The sequence below is a fragment of the Priestia filamentosa genome (assembly GCF_900177535.1).
In the GTDB taxonomy this organism is placed as follows: Bacteria; Bacillota; Bacilli; order Bacillales; family Bacillaceae_H; genus Bacillus_I; species Bacillus_I filamentosa.
The window spans coordinates 725,141-740,417 of the sequence record NZ_FXAJ01000002.1 but is presented as its reverse complement, the minus strand read 5'-3'; the positions used below and the strand labels follow the sequence as shown (position 1 = coordinate 740,417).

The 15,277-nt window shown below is 34.1% G+C and carries 13 protein-coding genes; all 13 read left to right on the top strand.

Features of this window, described 5'->3' with window-relative positions; genetic code table 11:
- Positions 1-8 precede the first annotated feature (8 nt).
- The 13 genes from B9N79_RS10720 (at position 9) to B9N79_RS10660 (ending at position 15,270) form a co-directional block, all read left to right on the top strand.
- Positions 9-776, top strand: coding sequence for a 3-oxoacyl-ACP reductase (locus tag B9N79_RS10720; protein ID WP_085118239.1), 768 nt, complete (start codon positions 9-11; stop codon positions 774-776).
- A 320-nt stretch (positions 777-1,096) separates the two neighbouring features.
- Complete coding sequence (locus tag B9N79_RS10715; protein ID WP_046217353.1) at positions 1,097-1,606, top strand: GrpB family protein; 510 nt, start codon at positions 1,097-1,099, stop codon at positions 1,604-1,606.
- A gap of 248 nt (positions 1,607-1,854) precedes the next feature.
- Positions 1,855-2,850: a glycerophosphodiester phosphodiesterase family protein gene (locus B9N79_RS10710; protein WP_085118236.1), complete on the top strand. Its 996-nt coding sequence runs from the start codon at positions 1,855-1,857 to the stop codon at positions 2,848-2,850.
- 465 nt (positions 2,851-3,315) lie between these two features.
- Positions 3,316-5,217 (top strand): endonuclease MutS2, encoded by a 1,902-nt coding sequence (locus tag B9N79_RS10705; protein ID WP_046217352.1) that lies wholly within the window; start codon positions 3,316-3,318, stop codon positions 5,215-5,217.
- 6 nt (positions 5,218-5,223) lie between these two features.
- Entirely contained in the window at positions 5,224-5,751 is a 528-nt protein-coding gene (locus tag B9N79_RS10700) for a GNAT family N-acetyltransferase (protein ID WP_046217351.1), read from the top strand.
- Between the two features lie 128 nt (positions 5,752-5,879).
- Positions 5,880-6,683, top strand: coding sequence for a hypothetical protein (locus B9N79_RS10695; protein WP_046217350.1), 804 nt, complete (start codon positions 5,880-5,882; stop codon positions 6,681-6,683).
- 325 nt (positions 6,684-7,008) lie between these two features.
- The gene (locus B9N79_RS10690; protein WP_046217349.1) at positions 7,009-7,752 is read left to right on the top strand and encodes an SDR family NAD(P)-dependent oxidoreductase; all 744 of its coding nucleotides are present in this window, start codon (positions 7,009-7,011) and stop codon (positions 7,750-7,752) included.
- Between the two features lie 390 nt (positions 7,753-8,142).
- Positions 8,143-9,363 carry an NO-inducible flavohemoprotein gene (gene hmpA / locus B9N79_RS10685; RefSeq protein WP_046217348.1) on the top strand — a complete coding sequence of 407 codons (1,221 nt, stop codon included), beginning with the start codon at positions 8,143-8,145 and terminating at the stop codon, positions 9,361-9,363.
- 442 nt (positions 9,364-9,805) lie between these two features.
- Entirely contained in the window at positions 9,806-10,753 is a 948-nt protein-coding gene (locus B9N79_RS10680; protein WP_239695470.1) for an AEC family transporter, read from the top strand.
- A gap of 243 nt (positions 10,754-10,996) precedes the next feature.
- Positions 10,997-11,560 (top strand): GNAT family N-acetyltransferase, encoded by a 564-nt coding sequence (locus tag B9N79_RS10675; RefSeq protein ID WP_026009700.1) that lies wholly within the window; start codon positions 10,997-10,999, stop codon positions 11,558-11,560.
- A gap of 147 nt (positions 11,561-11,707) precedes the next feature.
- A complete protein-coding gene (locus B9N79_RS10670) occupies positions 11,708-12,253 on the top strand; it encodes a hypothetical protein (RefSeq protein WP_085118234.1) in 546 nt (181 codons plus the stop codon).
- A gap of 497 nt (positions 12,254-12,750) precedes the next feature.
- Complete coding sequence (locus B9N79_RS10665) at positions 12,751-13,569, top strand: helix-turn-helix transcriptional regulator (RefSeq protein WP_046217346.1); 819 nt, start codon at positions 12,751-12,753, stop codon at positions 13,567-13,569.
- Positions 13,570-13,800: 231 nt separating this feature from the next.
- Positions 13,801-15,270: an aldehyde dehydrogenase family protein gene (locus tag B9N79_RS10660; protein WP_019394245.1), complete on the top strand. Its 1,470-nt coding sequence runs from the start codon at positions 13,801-13,803 to the stop codon at positions 15,268-15,270.
- Positions 15,271-15,277: the final 7 nt, after the last annotated feature.

The window sequence follows — 15,277 nt, the reverse complement described above, 5'->3', positions numbered from 1 at the left end:
GAGTAACCATGAATTTAAAGCAGAAAATAGTATTAATTACAGGAGCAAGCAGGGGAATTGGAGCTGAGATGGCTAGACAGTTTGGTACCACAGGATCAATTGTTGTTATTAATTATTTGAACAATGAGCACCTGGCGGGTAAAGTTGTTAGGGAAATTGAGGAAATGGGTGGTCAATCCGTTGCGATTAGGGCAGATGTGACAGATAGCAATCAAGTAAATGAAATGATAGAAGCCATTGTTGATTCTTTTGGTGCCATTGATGTAGTTGTAAACAATGCATTAAGTCACTATACCTTTAACCCTAAAACGAGAAAAACAGCGTGGGAGATGGAATGGGAAGATTACAACAAACAATGGGAAGGAAGCGTACGTGGCGCTTATAATATATGTAAGGCTGCAATGCCTCATATGAAGAACCAAATGTCAGGAAGAATGATTAATATAGTTAGTAACTTAATACATTTTCCAATTGTTCCTTATCACGACTATACAACAGCGAAGATGTCACTGCTTGGGTATACCCGAAATCTTGCCAAGGAATTAGGAGGTTTTGGTATCACTGTTAATGCTGTTGCTCCAGGTCTGACTTATCCAACTGATTCTAGCCATGAGACAAAAGAGGATGTCAGAAACGAAATTATTCAATTGACACCTTTGCACCGCTTGGCCCAGCCTAAAGATATTGCTGGCAGCGTATTATTTTTAGCTTCTGATTTGGCCTCTTTTATTACGGGTCAATGCTTAAATGTCGATGGTGGATTAGTAATGCATTAAGCACTGTTTTACTAACATACAAGTAGTCACGTATATAAAATTATTATCTAAAAGTAAAATGAATAAAAGAGAAAAAAGCCATAGACTCTTTATTAATAAAGAGTCTATGGCTTCTTCACTTCCCCAGAATAGTTTATGTAAATTAGATTTAAATATTATACAAATTTACTAATGATAGGAAAACGATTACAATATGAGGGGGCGTTAAATATTAACCTGATGTATAAAGTTGAGAAACATCCTTCATCAGGCGATGTTCAATTAAGTTCATAAAGTTCCTTAGAAACAAAAATTCACTATACTGCTAGTCAAAGGGGTTTATTACGGAAGAGAAAGTTTACTTTCAAGCAGAATATGTATTTCGTCAAGCAGCTGAAACGTTATTCTTAGAAGAAAAAACAAAGTTACAGTCGTTATTTCCCCATGCGGAAATTCATCATGTAGGAAGTACAGCTGTACCCGGAAGTCTTACTAAAGGGGATGTAGATATTCAAGTAATAGTGAATCAAGAGCATTTTAATTCATCAAAAGAGGTTCTAGTAAAATACTATCATATCAATGCAGGAAGTGTGTCATCTGATACATTTATTTCGTTTAAGGATGACGCCAGAAACCCTCCTTTAGGTATCCAATTAACAGTGAGAAACTCATCTCTCGATATATTTTGGAAAATCACAGAGGTTTTAAAGGAAAACGAAAATTTGAGACAACAATATAATCAAATTAAACAAGAATTTAACGGTGAAAGTATGGAAGAGTATAGAGAAGCTAAAGCGAGGTTCTTAACAAATCTCATGAAAACGAATGATTACAAGAATAAGGGGAAATAATTCCTTCTCCTTTGGAGTTCATATAAAAGAGGTAAGGTATCTTTTATTCTCATTAATTCTTAATATATTAACTAGAGTATACATAAAGTATTTATAACTATTTTCTTACTTAGTGATTAAAATTATTTGTAGTTACAATTATGCTAATATTAATAGGAATTTGTAATCGTTCAATTATTGAAATTACTCATAGTCTTTTATATGATTCTAAATTGATAACAAGTTATATTGACTAATTGGAGGAGACTATGAAGTTTTTAAAAAAAGTTTTTAAACGTAGAACTACATGGCTTATTTTCGGAGTGATCATAGCTTTTATTTACTTTAATAATAGTTCTTTACTAGCTCAGAAAAGAGAGAGTCAGCCCTTTTTGCTTGCTCATAGGGGCGTTGCGCAAACATTTACTATGAAAGATATTCAAAATGATACATGTACAGCTGAAAGGATTTACAAACCGGAGCACAATTTTTTAGAAAATACCATTCCATCTATGAAAGCTGCTTTTGAGGATGGAGCTGATATGGTTGAACTTGACGTGCATATCACAAAAGACAATCAATTTGCCGTATTTCATGATTGGACAATAGATTGCCGAACAAATGGAAGGGGCGTTACAAGGGATTATACAATGGCTGAGTTAAAAAAATTAGATATTGGATACGGATATACGGCTGATGGGGGAAAAACATATCCTTTTCGAGGTAAGGGAGTTAATCTTATGCCTTCCTTGAATGAAGTAATGGAATATTTTCCTCATCAAGCATTTCTTATTCATGTAAAAAGTAATGATCCAGAGGAAGGAAGACAATTAGCACAGTATTTATCCCATTTTTCTAAGAAACGGTTGGAAAATATAACGGTTTATGGGGGAGACGAACCGATTGATTCATTGAAAAAGGAAATGCCAAATTTAAAAGTTATGTCCAAAGCAACGATGAAAGCTTGTCTTATTCCATATATAGCAACAGGATGGACAGGGAATGTACCAAATGCCTGTGAAAATACAGAATTACATATACCAGAAAAAATCGCTCCTATCCTCTGGGGATGGCCAAACCGCTTTTTAAATCGAATGGATGATGTCAATACTCGTACAATTATTGTTGGTGGGAATGGAAGTGAATTTTCAACTGGTTTTGATTCTGTTCAAGATTTAAAAAGGCTTCCAAACGATTACTCAGGGGGCATATGGACCAACCGTATAGATAAAATAGGGGATTATTATCGGAAAAATGAAGAGTGATTTCTAAGAACAAAAATGTAGTTCAACTTTACTTTTTTATCCATCCATAGTATGATAAAATTATTAAATTAGATTTCAATGAAAATTACAATAAATTAATGAGAGGTGCTTTTTGTGAGTGCGGTAGGTTCTAAATAGGAAAAGTTAAATGAAATAAATACGATAGCAGCAGTGAATGAGGTACATAATGTGCCTGTATTTGCTATGGATTTATTTTAAAACCTATGAAGATACCTACAGTACTTTATAAAGCATGTAATAGTAAGGGAATAGCTCTGTTTTAATGGCTTATTTCCTTATATATTATACTTGCCTTGTAATGTAAAAAGCTGCGGTATCCCCGCAGCTTTTTTGTGTTTAGATAAGTAGTAAATAATATTCTTCTATGTTTGAAACCTCATTGAAATCTAATGAGTAGGTATCTTCGCTTGTGAAATGAATAAATCACAGTGAGGAGAATGGAAAATGAATCATGCAACTTATGAAAAGTTACAATATAACGAATTAAAACAGATTGTTAGATCTTATTGTGTAAGTGGATTAGGTAAACAATTACTAGATAAATTAAAGCCAAGTACAAATATAAAAATAGTTAAACATCGCTTAAATGAAACAACAGAAGCACGAGAAATCTTAGACGCAGAGGGTCATGTGCCGTTTTTAGGCATATCTAATATTGATCATACAATACAAAATCTTGAAAAAGGGATGATGCTTGATCCAAGTGAGTTGGTAAGTGTATCAGACTTCTTAAGAGGGTGTAGAAAAATGAAAAAATTTATGATGAATAAAGAGTTTTTCGCTCCCCTATTAACATCTTACGCCCACTCAATGACTGAATTTAAAAGTATTGAAGAAGAAATTAATTTTTCAATTAAGGGAAATCGTGTAGATTCAGCGGCAAGTAGAGAGCTAAAACGAATACGGCATAACATGGCAGCGGCTGAGGAAAAAATAAAGGAACGCTTAAATAAATTTCTCAATAGCAGTTCACATAAAAAGTATATTCAAGAGTTCTTTATTAGTAAAAAAGATGATCGATATACAATTCCTATTAAAGCTTCCTATAAAAATCAGGTTCCAGGAACGGTAATTGAGGTTTCTTCTAAAGGTTCTACTGTCTTTATTGAGCCAAATACCATTACAAAGCTAAATGGGGAACTCTCAAGTCTAAAAGCTGAAGAGGCGATAGAAGAGTATCAAATATTAGCTACGTTATCAGGAATGCTTTTAGAGAATATTCATGAAATCAAGATCAATATGGACCTGATTAGTCAATATGATATGGTGTTTGCGAAGGCAAAGTTCAGTAAGCATGTTGGAGGGATAGAACCGAAGTTAAATGATTATGGATATATCAAATTGGTCCATTGTAAACATCCCCTTTTAACAAGAGAAGCTGTGCCACTTCATTTTGAGATAGGGAAAGATTATCGTAGCTTGATTATTACGGGTCCTAATGCTGGCGGGAAAACCATTGTTCTAAAAACCATCGGGTTAGTCACATTAGCAGCCATGTCAGGCTTTCACATTATTTCAAACAAAGAAACGGAAATAGCCGTATTTGACAACATCTTTGTTGATATTGGAGACAATCAAAGTATAGAGAATGCGCTAAGTACATTTTCATCTCATATGAAAAATGTATCAGAGATTATGAGCGCATCCAACAATAATACCCTTTTACTATTTGATGAAATAGGAAGTGGTACAGAGCCGAATGAAGGAGCTGCACTTGCAATTTCAATTTTAGAGGAATTTTACCAAATGGGATGTATAACAGTAGCGACAACTCATTATGGCGAAATTAAACGTTTCTCAGAAATGCACAGCGATTTTATGAATGCAGCAATGCAATTTAATAGCGATACATTAGAACCAATGTATCAATTATTAATAGGAAAATCAGGAGAAAGTAACGCGCTTTGGATTTCTAGAAAAATGAATGTACGAGAAAATGTTCTACAAAGAGCGAAGTACTATATGGAGAACAAAGGATATCATTTAGAGCGGGTAGATGAGAATAAAATCAGAAAACCTAAGGTTGTTAAAGAAAAGCCTGAAGAAAAGGATGAATACAGAAAAGGCGATCGTGTGAAATTATTAGATTACAATGACTTTGGGATTATCTATAGAGAAAAGGATAATTTCTATAATGTTGTAGTGTTCTACAATAAAGAATTTGTAGAAGTAAATGTTAAGCGTCTTTCCCTAGAAATATCAGCAAAGGAACTATATCCAGACGGCTATGATTTAGAGACCTTGTTTATCGATTATACTACCCGAAAAACACAGCATGATATAGAACGCGGTTCCAAAAAGGCGCTTCGTAAAATTCAAAAAGAGATAAGAAAAAATAAAGGATGAGATGAAATGCCGATAATGATTAGACAAGAAAGTCAGGAGGATTATCAAAAAACAGAAGAACTTGTAAAACAAGCATTTTTACAAGCAGAGTTTAGCGATCAGAAAGAGCATGAACTTGTACATCGGATTAGAACATCGGATGCATTTATTCCTGAACTTTCATTAGTGGCAGTAGATAACGAAATTGTAGGTCATATTATGTTATCTAAAATTAAAATCGTAAATGATGACAGGACTGTAGATTCTCTGGCTCTTGCCCCAGTTTCTGTATCACCAAATCAACAGAAAAAGGGAATCGGAAGTTTATTAATTACTCATGCATTAAAAAAAGCAAAAGAGCTTGGTTATCAGTCTGTTATTGTATTAGGTCATCAAGATTATTATCCAAAATTCGGATTCAAACCAGCAAGTTTATGGAATATAAAATCACCATTCGAAGTCCCAGCCGAAGTCTTTATGGCCATGGAGTTAACTAAGGACGCTCTTAAAAACATACGGGGGGTTGTTCAATATTCTCAAGCATTTTTTGAATAAGAGGAGCTATACCTAATACTCATGTTAATTAAAAATGGAAGGAGTATGTTATATGTGTTGCTCATGCTGTCCAGTGTTTGATAAACCCCTTATCTAAAAATAAAAATATTAGATAAGGAGTGTTGAATGTGCTAATTCAAGAGAGAATCATTCAAAACGTTAAAAATAAATGTATTGAAGATGAATCAGTCTCAGCTTGTATGATGTATGGGTCTTTTACTAAAGGAGAAGGAGATCAGCATTCAGATGTTGAGTTTTATATATTCATTAGGGATCAGAATATAAATCATTTTAACTCAAGACATTGGATCTCTGAAGTAAATGCCGCTGATTTGATATTTTACAATGAGTATGGAACAGAGGTAGTCATATTTTCAAATATGATTCGGGGAGAGTTTCATTTTCTCCCTGAATCAAAAATAGAAATTATCAAAAGTTTTAAATCTACTGGAGTTTTCCCAAATCCTGAGTCGATGTATATTTACGATTCTACAGAACAATTACAGCCTTTGCTTGAAGAATTAGGTGGATCTGGTCCAGAAAGAATGACTCATGAAAATGTAAATTTCACTTTTAATAATGTTGTAAACGCTTGGCTGATGGGTGTAAATGTAATGAAAAGAGGAGAGTTAGCACGCTCTTTAGAGATTTTAACACAAGTGCAAAAATATATATTACAACTCATAAGAGTAAAGGAAAAAACGGTAGAACGTTGGTTAAACAGTACCAAAAACTTAGAGGCGGATATAAGTGTTCAATCTTATCATGACTATGTTTCAATAACTGCAAAACTAAGAGAGTGTGAATTGAAAACAGCTTATAAGAATGCCTTAGAAATGGTTGAAAAGCTGCATAACAATTTAGGTGCTTTTTACATGGTAGATATAGATTCAGATTTTATTAAAAAGCTTTACATTCATTTAAATGAATAACTTTAAATATAAAGGGCTCTCTGTTAGTAAACAGGGAGCTTTTTATATTTTTAGTATTTTTCTCGGAAAAGCAATGGAACCTAACCTTCTTAGATTCCCATTAGCCAAAGCAACTAATTTGCTTGTGATAATAAAGTGAAAATTGTCACCAGAAATAGTGAGGGAAGTGATCATGTAGCTTCTCTAGCGCTTTTCAAAAATGGTAGCAGAGATTATATTTTCTATTTTGTTTTGGTTCTCAGGGTGTAAGTATAAAACAGAGAAGATAAGAAAAAATATGAAGAGCTTGTTAATCCTTTTTATTACTTCAAGGGGGAATTAGATTATGACAAACTTAGATGGCAAAGTTGCAATTGTAACGGGTGGTGCTTCTGGTATCGGATTAGCTACTGCTAAAGCTTTTCTAGAAAAAGGAGTGAAAGTCGTTATTGGGGATTACAATAATGAAGCTGGAGTAAGCGTCGAAAAAGGGTTGAAAAAAACATATAAGGATGTTTTATTTATCACAGTTAATGTGGCTGATGAGCAATCAGTTGAAAATCTTGTTTCTGAAACCGTCAAACATTTTGGAGGGTTAGACATCATCTTTAACAATGCTGGGGTTGGTGTTCAAACACCTACTCACGAATTAACGGCTGAAGAATATAAGAGAGTGATTTCTGTGAACCAAGATGGTGTTTTTTACGGGATTAAATACGCTCTTCGTCAAATGCTTAAAACGGGTGGCGGTTCTATTATTAACACTTCTTCTATTTTGGGCACAGTTGGTGAACCAACTTCTATTCCATATGCTGCAAGTAAAGGTGCTGTCAATTTAATAACAAAGTCCGTTGCATTAGAATATGCGGATCGGAATATTCGAGTAAATGCTGTAGCTCCTGGATTTATTGAAACTGGACTAGTGAACAAAGAGGCAATGGGTGAGTACTATGATGGTCTAGTAGCCAAACATCCTATTGGTCGACTAGGTGAACCAAAGGAAATTGCACATGCTGTTATCTTCTTAGCTGAAAATGACTTTGTAACAGGTACAACACTTCTTGTTGACGGTGGATACACAGCTAAATAAGACTTTTATCACAACTCGATTTTTTTATTATCGCAAATTTATATATAATAGCGGACTTGTTAAAAGTCCGCTAAATAATGAAAAAGATAACTATGTTGCATGTAGTCAGCAAATTATCTTACTTTAAATAGCCTTCTGTCATTTGGATGATAGAAGGCTATTTAAGGTATACGACAGTTACAACTTGTCATTAAAGTAAGAAAGCGTAAAGAGTTGCCTATTATCTATTTAATTCACTACCGTCATTTGGATATAAGGAGCCAGAATGTCCTTTAGTATGGATATGCATAACTGCTCTTGTACATAATATCAATTGGTACATATGTCCAACTTACATCGTATAAACGCTATAGTTTATCTCAATAAGTTATAAAAGGTGGATGAAACGAAATGCTTGACCCTAAAACAATTGAAATTGTGCAATCAACAGTACCGGTTTTAAAAGAACATAGTAAAGAAATTGGCAAAAGATTTTATGAGTTACTATTTGCAAAAGAGCCTGATTTGTACAATATGTTTAATCAAACAAATCAGAAACGCGGAATTCAGCAGGAAGCGTTAGGATACGCGGTTTATGCTGCAGGAGAACATATTACAAACTTAGAGGCTATCAAACCCGTAATCGAAAGAATTTCTCAAAAGCACCGTGCTATAGGGGTGAAAGCAGAGCAATATCCTGTGGTGGGGGAGACTTTACTTCAAGCAGTAAAAGATGTTTTAGGAGATGCTGCTACTGATGAAATTATTGAAGCCTGGGGAAAGGCCTATGGATATATTGCGGATGCCTTCATTAACCTTGAGAAGAATCTTGAAGAAGAAACAAAGAGTCAGCCTGGTGGATGGCATGGATATCGAAGTTTTTACGTAGATAAGAAAGTTGACGAAAGTGACAATATCACATCCTTTTATTTAAAACCTGCTGATGGAAAAGGCATTGCTTCTTACAAAGCTGGACAGTATTTGACGCTAAAAGCAACGATACCAGGTGAAAAGTATACTCATATTCGTCACTACAGTCTTTCAGAATCTCCAGGAAAACCGTATTATCGAATCAGTGTAAAACGTGAAGATGCTCATGATGATAGTCCAGACGGTATTGTCTCAAACTATTTACATAATCAAGTAAAAGTTGGAGAACAATTAGAATTTTCCGCTCCAGCAGGAGATTTTGTTCTTGATCATAGTGAATTACCCGTTGTGTTGATAAGTGGAGGGATTGGGATTACGCCTGTCTTCAGCATGCTAAATACTTTAGTTGAAACACAATCTACACGTCAAGTAACTTTTGTTCATGGAGCCACCAATAGTAAAACACATGCCTTTAAAGAATATGTAGCGGAATTAGCTGAGAATCAAGAAAACGTCACATCCTTTATTTGTTATAGCTCCCCTAATAAAGAGGACCGGATGGGACATGATTTTGATAAAGAAGGAATCATTGATCGAGAAGTATTAACATCTACTGTTTCTTCAAAAGAATCCTTATTTTACTTGTGTGGATCCATTCCATTTATGGAATCTATTCTGAACATATTAGTAAAATGGGGTGTATCAAGAGAAAATATTCATTATGAAGCATTTAGTCCCCTAGCACTTTTCGAAGAGGAGTGATCAATCTTCTATTCTGAGATCCTGATAAAAGTTCGTTTTAGTACTTTTGTGTCATAATCAAAAAGCAATGCAGTTTTACTGTATTGCTTTTATTTTCTCGTAAAAGTGCCTTAAAACATATGATGCAAATAATACAAAGAAAAGCCAGATTCCTTAACACTACAGCTTACTCATCCCGCTATTTAGCAGCGTAAAACTGTTGTGCTAGTCGTCACAGTACTTAGCATCTTTTCAATCCCAGTGGTGAAAAAACTGAGGCATCATCAAAATTACCCGTAGCCAAGTTGCTTAGAAATGTTATCGAGCATAAGATATAGGCAATAAGATGATAAGCGTATTTTCAAGCTCATAATTAAAACAGAATCCATCAATAACAGGGTCTTTTTTATACAAAAATGTATTTATTCTGTCTTTAGCATCACTGAATTTAGGGAGAAATGACATGATGAATATTGTACTCTTATTAGCTTTTGTTAAAGAGATGATTGGCTTATACAGTATGGCTGCAATAGGATATGTGGCGAGAAAAATCAATATTTTAGATGCTAATGCAAACGAGGTCATCACTCAGTTGCTCTTATATATTACTCTTCCAGCTCTTATATTGTATTCAATGAACGTTCCATTTTCCTATAGTATGGGAAAAGAATTATTGATTCTTTTTATTTCATCGTTATATGTGTTGTTATCGGCATGTGTTATAGCTCGGTTGATGAGGAAGCGTTCTAAAATAGCATCTCAGCGAAAAAATGTATTTGAAGCTTTAATCATATTTGGTAATCAAGGATTTATTGGTTATACCATTTGCTATATTCTATTTAGTGAAAAAGGGATTATATATGCTACCATGTTCAATTTTGCTTACTTACTACTTATTTGGAGCTATGGCATTTATTTGTTTCTTCGTTCTACATCTTCATTTCCATGGAAACAGGTTTTTTTTAATCCCGGTATCTTGTCAACAATAGCTGGTCTCCTTATCTTTCTTTTACCAATTGGATTCCCTCAATTTGTATCGGATATATTAAACACTATAGGGAAAATGACTATTCCTCTATCTATGATATTAATTGGTAGTTTACTGAAAAATATAAAGGTCAAAGATGTATTTCTTTTATTGAAAAATGTCTCAATCTGGCAAATAGCCATTGTTAAGTTGATTATTCTTCCGCTTATTCTTTTCCCTCTGACACTACTGCCTCTTCCATTTACATTGATTGGTGTAGCTGTCCTTATGTCTGGTATGCCTTGTGCACCTACTGTTTCCCTATACGCTCTCAAATATGGGGGAGATTCATATTTTGCCTCATTAGCCGTTTTTTTTACAACGCTTTGCACATTAGTCACTATCCCCATTTTGTATCTGGTTTTAATGAATATAACGATTTGAGTCTTAGTATTTATACACGTCTAATAATAAGATCTTCTGAAGACAGCTCAAGTTTTTTTGAGCTTTTTCTTCATTTTTAAGCAAGGATCAAGTTTTTTTAAGATATATTGTATTTATAGGCTGCTAGAACAGTAAAATCGTAAAGACCATAGCTAACTATGTAGCTTTTATGGGACTGACCAAATAAAAAGTATGAAAGTTAAATTGAAAAGAGGATTTTAGAATCGTAAGGAGTGATTTTAAGTGAATAAGGTTGAAATTAGGAGACCACGAATGGAAGAAAATGAAGAAATTCATCAATTTTTTAAAACCGTCATTCAAGATACATTTGCCAAAGAAGGTTTATCAGCGTTACTTGAGGATATGGAAAATGAAATTAAAGATAAGAAGAGATACTTAAAATGTGATTTTGATAGCTGTGGAAAGGACCGATATTTCCTAATAGCTCTGGATAAAAAGCATAATCAAGTTATTGGTACTATTGAATATGGTCCTGCTAGTGATCTGATTAATCGTTGTACAAATGGTGAATTAAAAGAATGGAATGAGATAGGAACGGTATTTGTTCATCCTAATTATCAAAGAATGGGTATAGGGACCCTACTTTTCAATGTAATGGTTCTTACCTTGCAGAATCGGAAAATTAAAGAATTTTGTTTGGATAGCGGATATATCAATGCCCAGAAAATATGGAAGAAAAAACTAGGGGAACCCCGTTATTTGCTGAAGGATTACTGGGGAGATGGAAGTGACCACATGATTTGGAGAAAATGTACAAACGATATTTCAATCATATTTAGGACATGATTAAAATATAACGTGTAAAATAAGTTAACAAAAAAGAAGATTTAAACTCTACTTGCTCTTATAATGTTACTATCTACTATTGCTCTAATATAGATGAGGAATAGGAAAAAATGATGTTTTCAGATTCCTTTACAATCCGAGTTTAAAATGAAGACAGCTTATTTTATAGAAAAGAGAGAGTTTGATCAGAAAAGAAACAAGTTCTATTTGTATTATCAATTTAAATGCCATTCTATTTTTAATTCGATGATGGTGATGCCTGACGGATGTATAAATATTTGGTTTACTTGTGTGCCTCAAGCTCCTTATGGGAAAGTTTGTGGAAGTGTTCTTAGAAGTAAGAAAATCCAACTTACTCCAGGGGCAGAATACTTCGGTGTGAGATTTCCTCTAGGAGGAGAATCTTTAACATGGAATTGTTCTATGAAAGATATAGTTGAGTGTAAAATGCCAATAAAGGATATATTGTCATTAGATGATCCTGCGTATCAATTAGCTAATATCCCTTCATTTGAAGAGAGAATACAGCGATTTCAAGGAACAATAGGTACCTTATTTTTAAATGAAGATCGTTGTTCTCCCATTGTGATGAATGCCTTATATAACATACATTTAAGTAAAGGAAATATCACAATGAACGATTTAGCTCAGAGGTTGGGACTCTCAACAAGATATGTACGTAAAACAATTTGAACAAGATATTGGAATTTCTCCTAAGTTATTTTCATAAATTGTTCGTTTTCAATGCTCTCTCTCTATGTTTATGAACGATAAGAATTATTCAATATGCGATATAATTGAGGAAAGTGGATATTATGATCAAGCGCATTTAATGAATATAAAAAATTTAGTTATTACAGTCCAAGACAACTAATGGACATAATTACGAAGGGAAAAGCATTGGTTATATAGCATAGGGATAAAGATATAAGCTTATAAGAAAGGATATTCTGACAAATACTTGAGTCTATTTAGAAGAATCTATATAATAGATACAATAAAGTTGGAGATAGATACAAGAGATTCATTCTAGAGTTGAAATAATAAGTACTTTAATGTAAGCGTTTTCTTATAAATGTAAATAATCGATGTTTATTCAGTACTAAGGGATGAACCGTATCTTATTAAAATATGAGAAATTACATAAACATTTATGATTAATATCCATTAACTATTTAAAGGAGATATACATGGTGATTTGTTTACCTAACGTAAATAATAATAGCTATTTACCGTCCCAACCTGAATTTCAATCTTACACAGAGTATTATGTGGAACATAGGGAGAAAGGTTTAAAGAATGAGCCTGTTCTCGTTTTCTATCAATTTAAAATGAGAGATATAAAAGAGAAAGTTACGGTTGTGCCAGATGGATGTATTGATATTCTAATTAGTTGTGATAAACGTTTACCAGGGGCAAAGGTTTGTGGGAATGTTAGTAAAAGTAAGTGTATAAATCTAATCCCAAATACGACTTACTTTGGGATTAGAATTCCGTATCTCTATCATATTCAAAAAATGGACTATACTTTAAAGGAACTGCATGATCAAGAACTTCCTTTAATTGAGCTTATTTCAATGGATAATACAATTGTAGAAAGAATTGTAGGAGAAGAGTACTTTATAAAGAGGATAGATATATTTAATAGAACGTTGAGAAATATATTGCTTGATTTTCATACATCATCCCCTGTGGAACAAGCTATACATTTTCTTTACTCGACGAGGGGCAATATATCTATGAATCAATTAGCAAGTGAAGTAGGCTATTCAACAAGATATTTGCGTAAACAATTTGAAACTCACATTGGCATTTCCCCAAAACTGTTTAGTAAAATTATCAGGTTTCAATGTTCATTAAATATGCTGTTAAATAATAACCATTCCACTATAGATGATGTTATTTATGAAAATGGATATTATGATCAGTCCCATCTCATTAATGAATTTAGGGATTTTGGATATATAACCCCATATAGGCTTACTGGCAGAAGGTATCAAAGAATATGACAAATAGATTCAGAAAAAAGCATTCTTTGCTTATGAAGAATGCTTTTTTCTATTACTCTTCAAAAAATATTCTGATTGTTCCGATTTATCCAATAAATTAAAGCTGTGTCTTGATAATCTTTAATTACTGGAAGGAACCTATAAGCTAAACCACATGGATAAGAAATTACTTAGGGCGAGATTAGCAAAGAGTTTCTCCTACAGACTACAGTAGAAAGGGGATATTGGGATATGAAACATTATAAGATGTTTATTGATGGAAAATGGGTTGATTCCATCTCAGGCAGAAGTTTTGAATCTATTAATCCTGGGACTGGGGAAGTACATGCCGTTGTAGCAGAGGCAGGAACAGAAGATGTAGAATATGCGGTTAAATCAGCTCGTCAAGCATTTGAAAATGGACCTTGGGTACGAATGGACCCAAGTGAACGGGGACGCTTATTATATAGGGTTGCCTTAAAAATGAGAGAGAAAGCAGAGTTTCTTGCTGAAATAGAATCAGCAGATAATGGATTGCCTATTAACGAGACTAAACTGATTGAAATACCAGCAACAATTGATGTTTTAGAGTTTTATGCGGGTATGACAAATAAGCTAAGTGGAGAAACATTGGCCTCTCCAATGAACCGATTTAATTATACATTAAGAGAACCTTTAGGCGTTATCGGAGCAATCGTTCCATGGAATTTTCCACTCATGCTTACAATGTGGAAAGTCGCTCCTGCTCTTGCAGCGGGAAATACTATTGTCATAAAACCGGCAGAGCAAACACCAGTTAGCATTTTAGAGTTAGTTAAGATATTCCAAGAGGAGGGTCTTCCGGACGGGGTCATCAATGTAGTACCAGGATTCGGTCATACAGCAGGTAATGCTCTAGTTTCTCATCCTGGAATTGATAAGATTGCTTTTACAGGTTCGACTCGTACAGGCCAACTTATTATGCAATCAGCAAGTAAACATTTAAAACCTGTTTCACTAGAGCTTGGTGGAAAATCACCAAATATTATATTCGATGATGCAAATTTAGAAGATGCGATAAATATGGCGTCTTTCGGAATCTATTTCGGCCAAGGACAAGTATGTGCAGCTGGATCTAGAATTTTTGTCCAAGATTCGATTTATGAGGAATTTATAGAACGCTTCATTAAAAAAGCCCAATCTATACGTGTTGGAAATCCACTTGATTCAACAACTCAAATGGGTCCTCAAGTTTCAAATAAACAGCTAGAACAAATTGAAAAGTACGTGTCAATAGGAATAGAAGAGGGAGCCAATCTAGTAACAGGAGGAGAACGCTTTACAAGAGCTGGAGATGGATACTACTTCACACCAACCGTTTTCGAAAATGTTACGAATCAAATGACGATTGCTAAAGAAGAGATTTTTGGACCAGTAGCTTCTATTATCCGATTTAGTGACGAAGAGGATGCCCTTCAAAAGGCAAATGAAACCATTTATGGATTAGCATCTGGAGTTTGGACAAATGACTTAAAACGTGCACATCGCATGGCACGCGGAATTAAAGCTGGGACCGTTTGGGTGAATGCCTATAGCTTTCTGGATAGTGGAGCCCCATTTGGCGGAACAAAACAAAGCGGATTTGGGCGTGAGTTAGGGGTACAAGCCCTAGAAATGTATACTCAAACAAAACATGTTTGGGTGGATTTAAATGAACGAGCAATGAACTGGTATGGTGGCTAAATTTCAT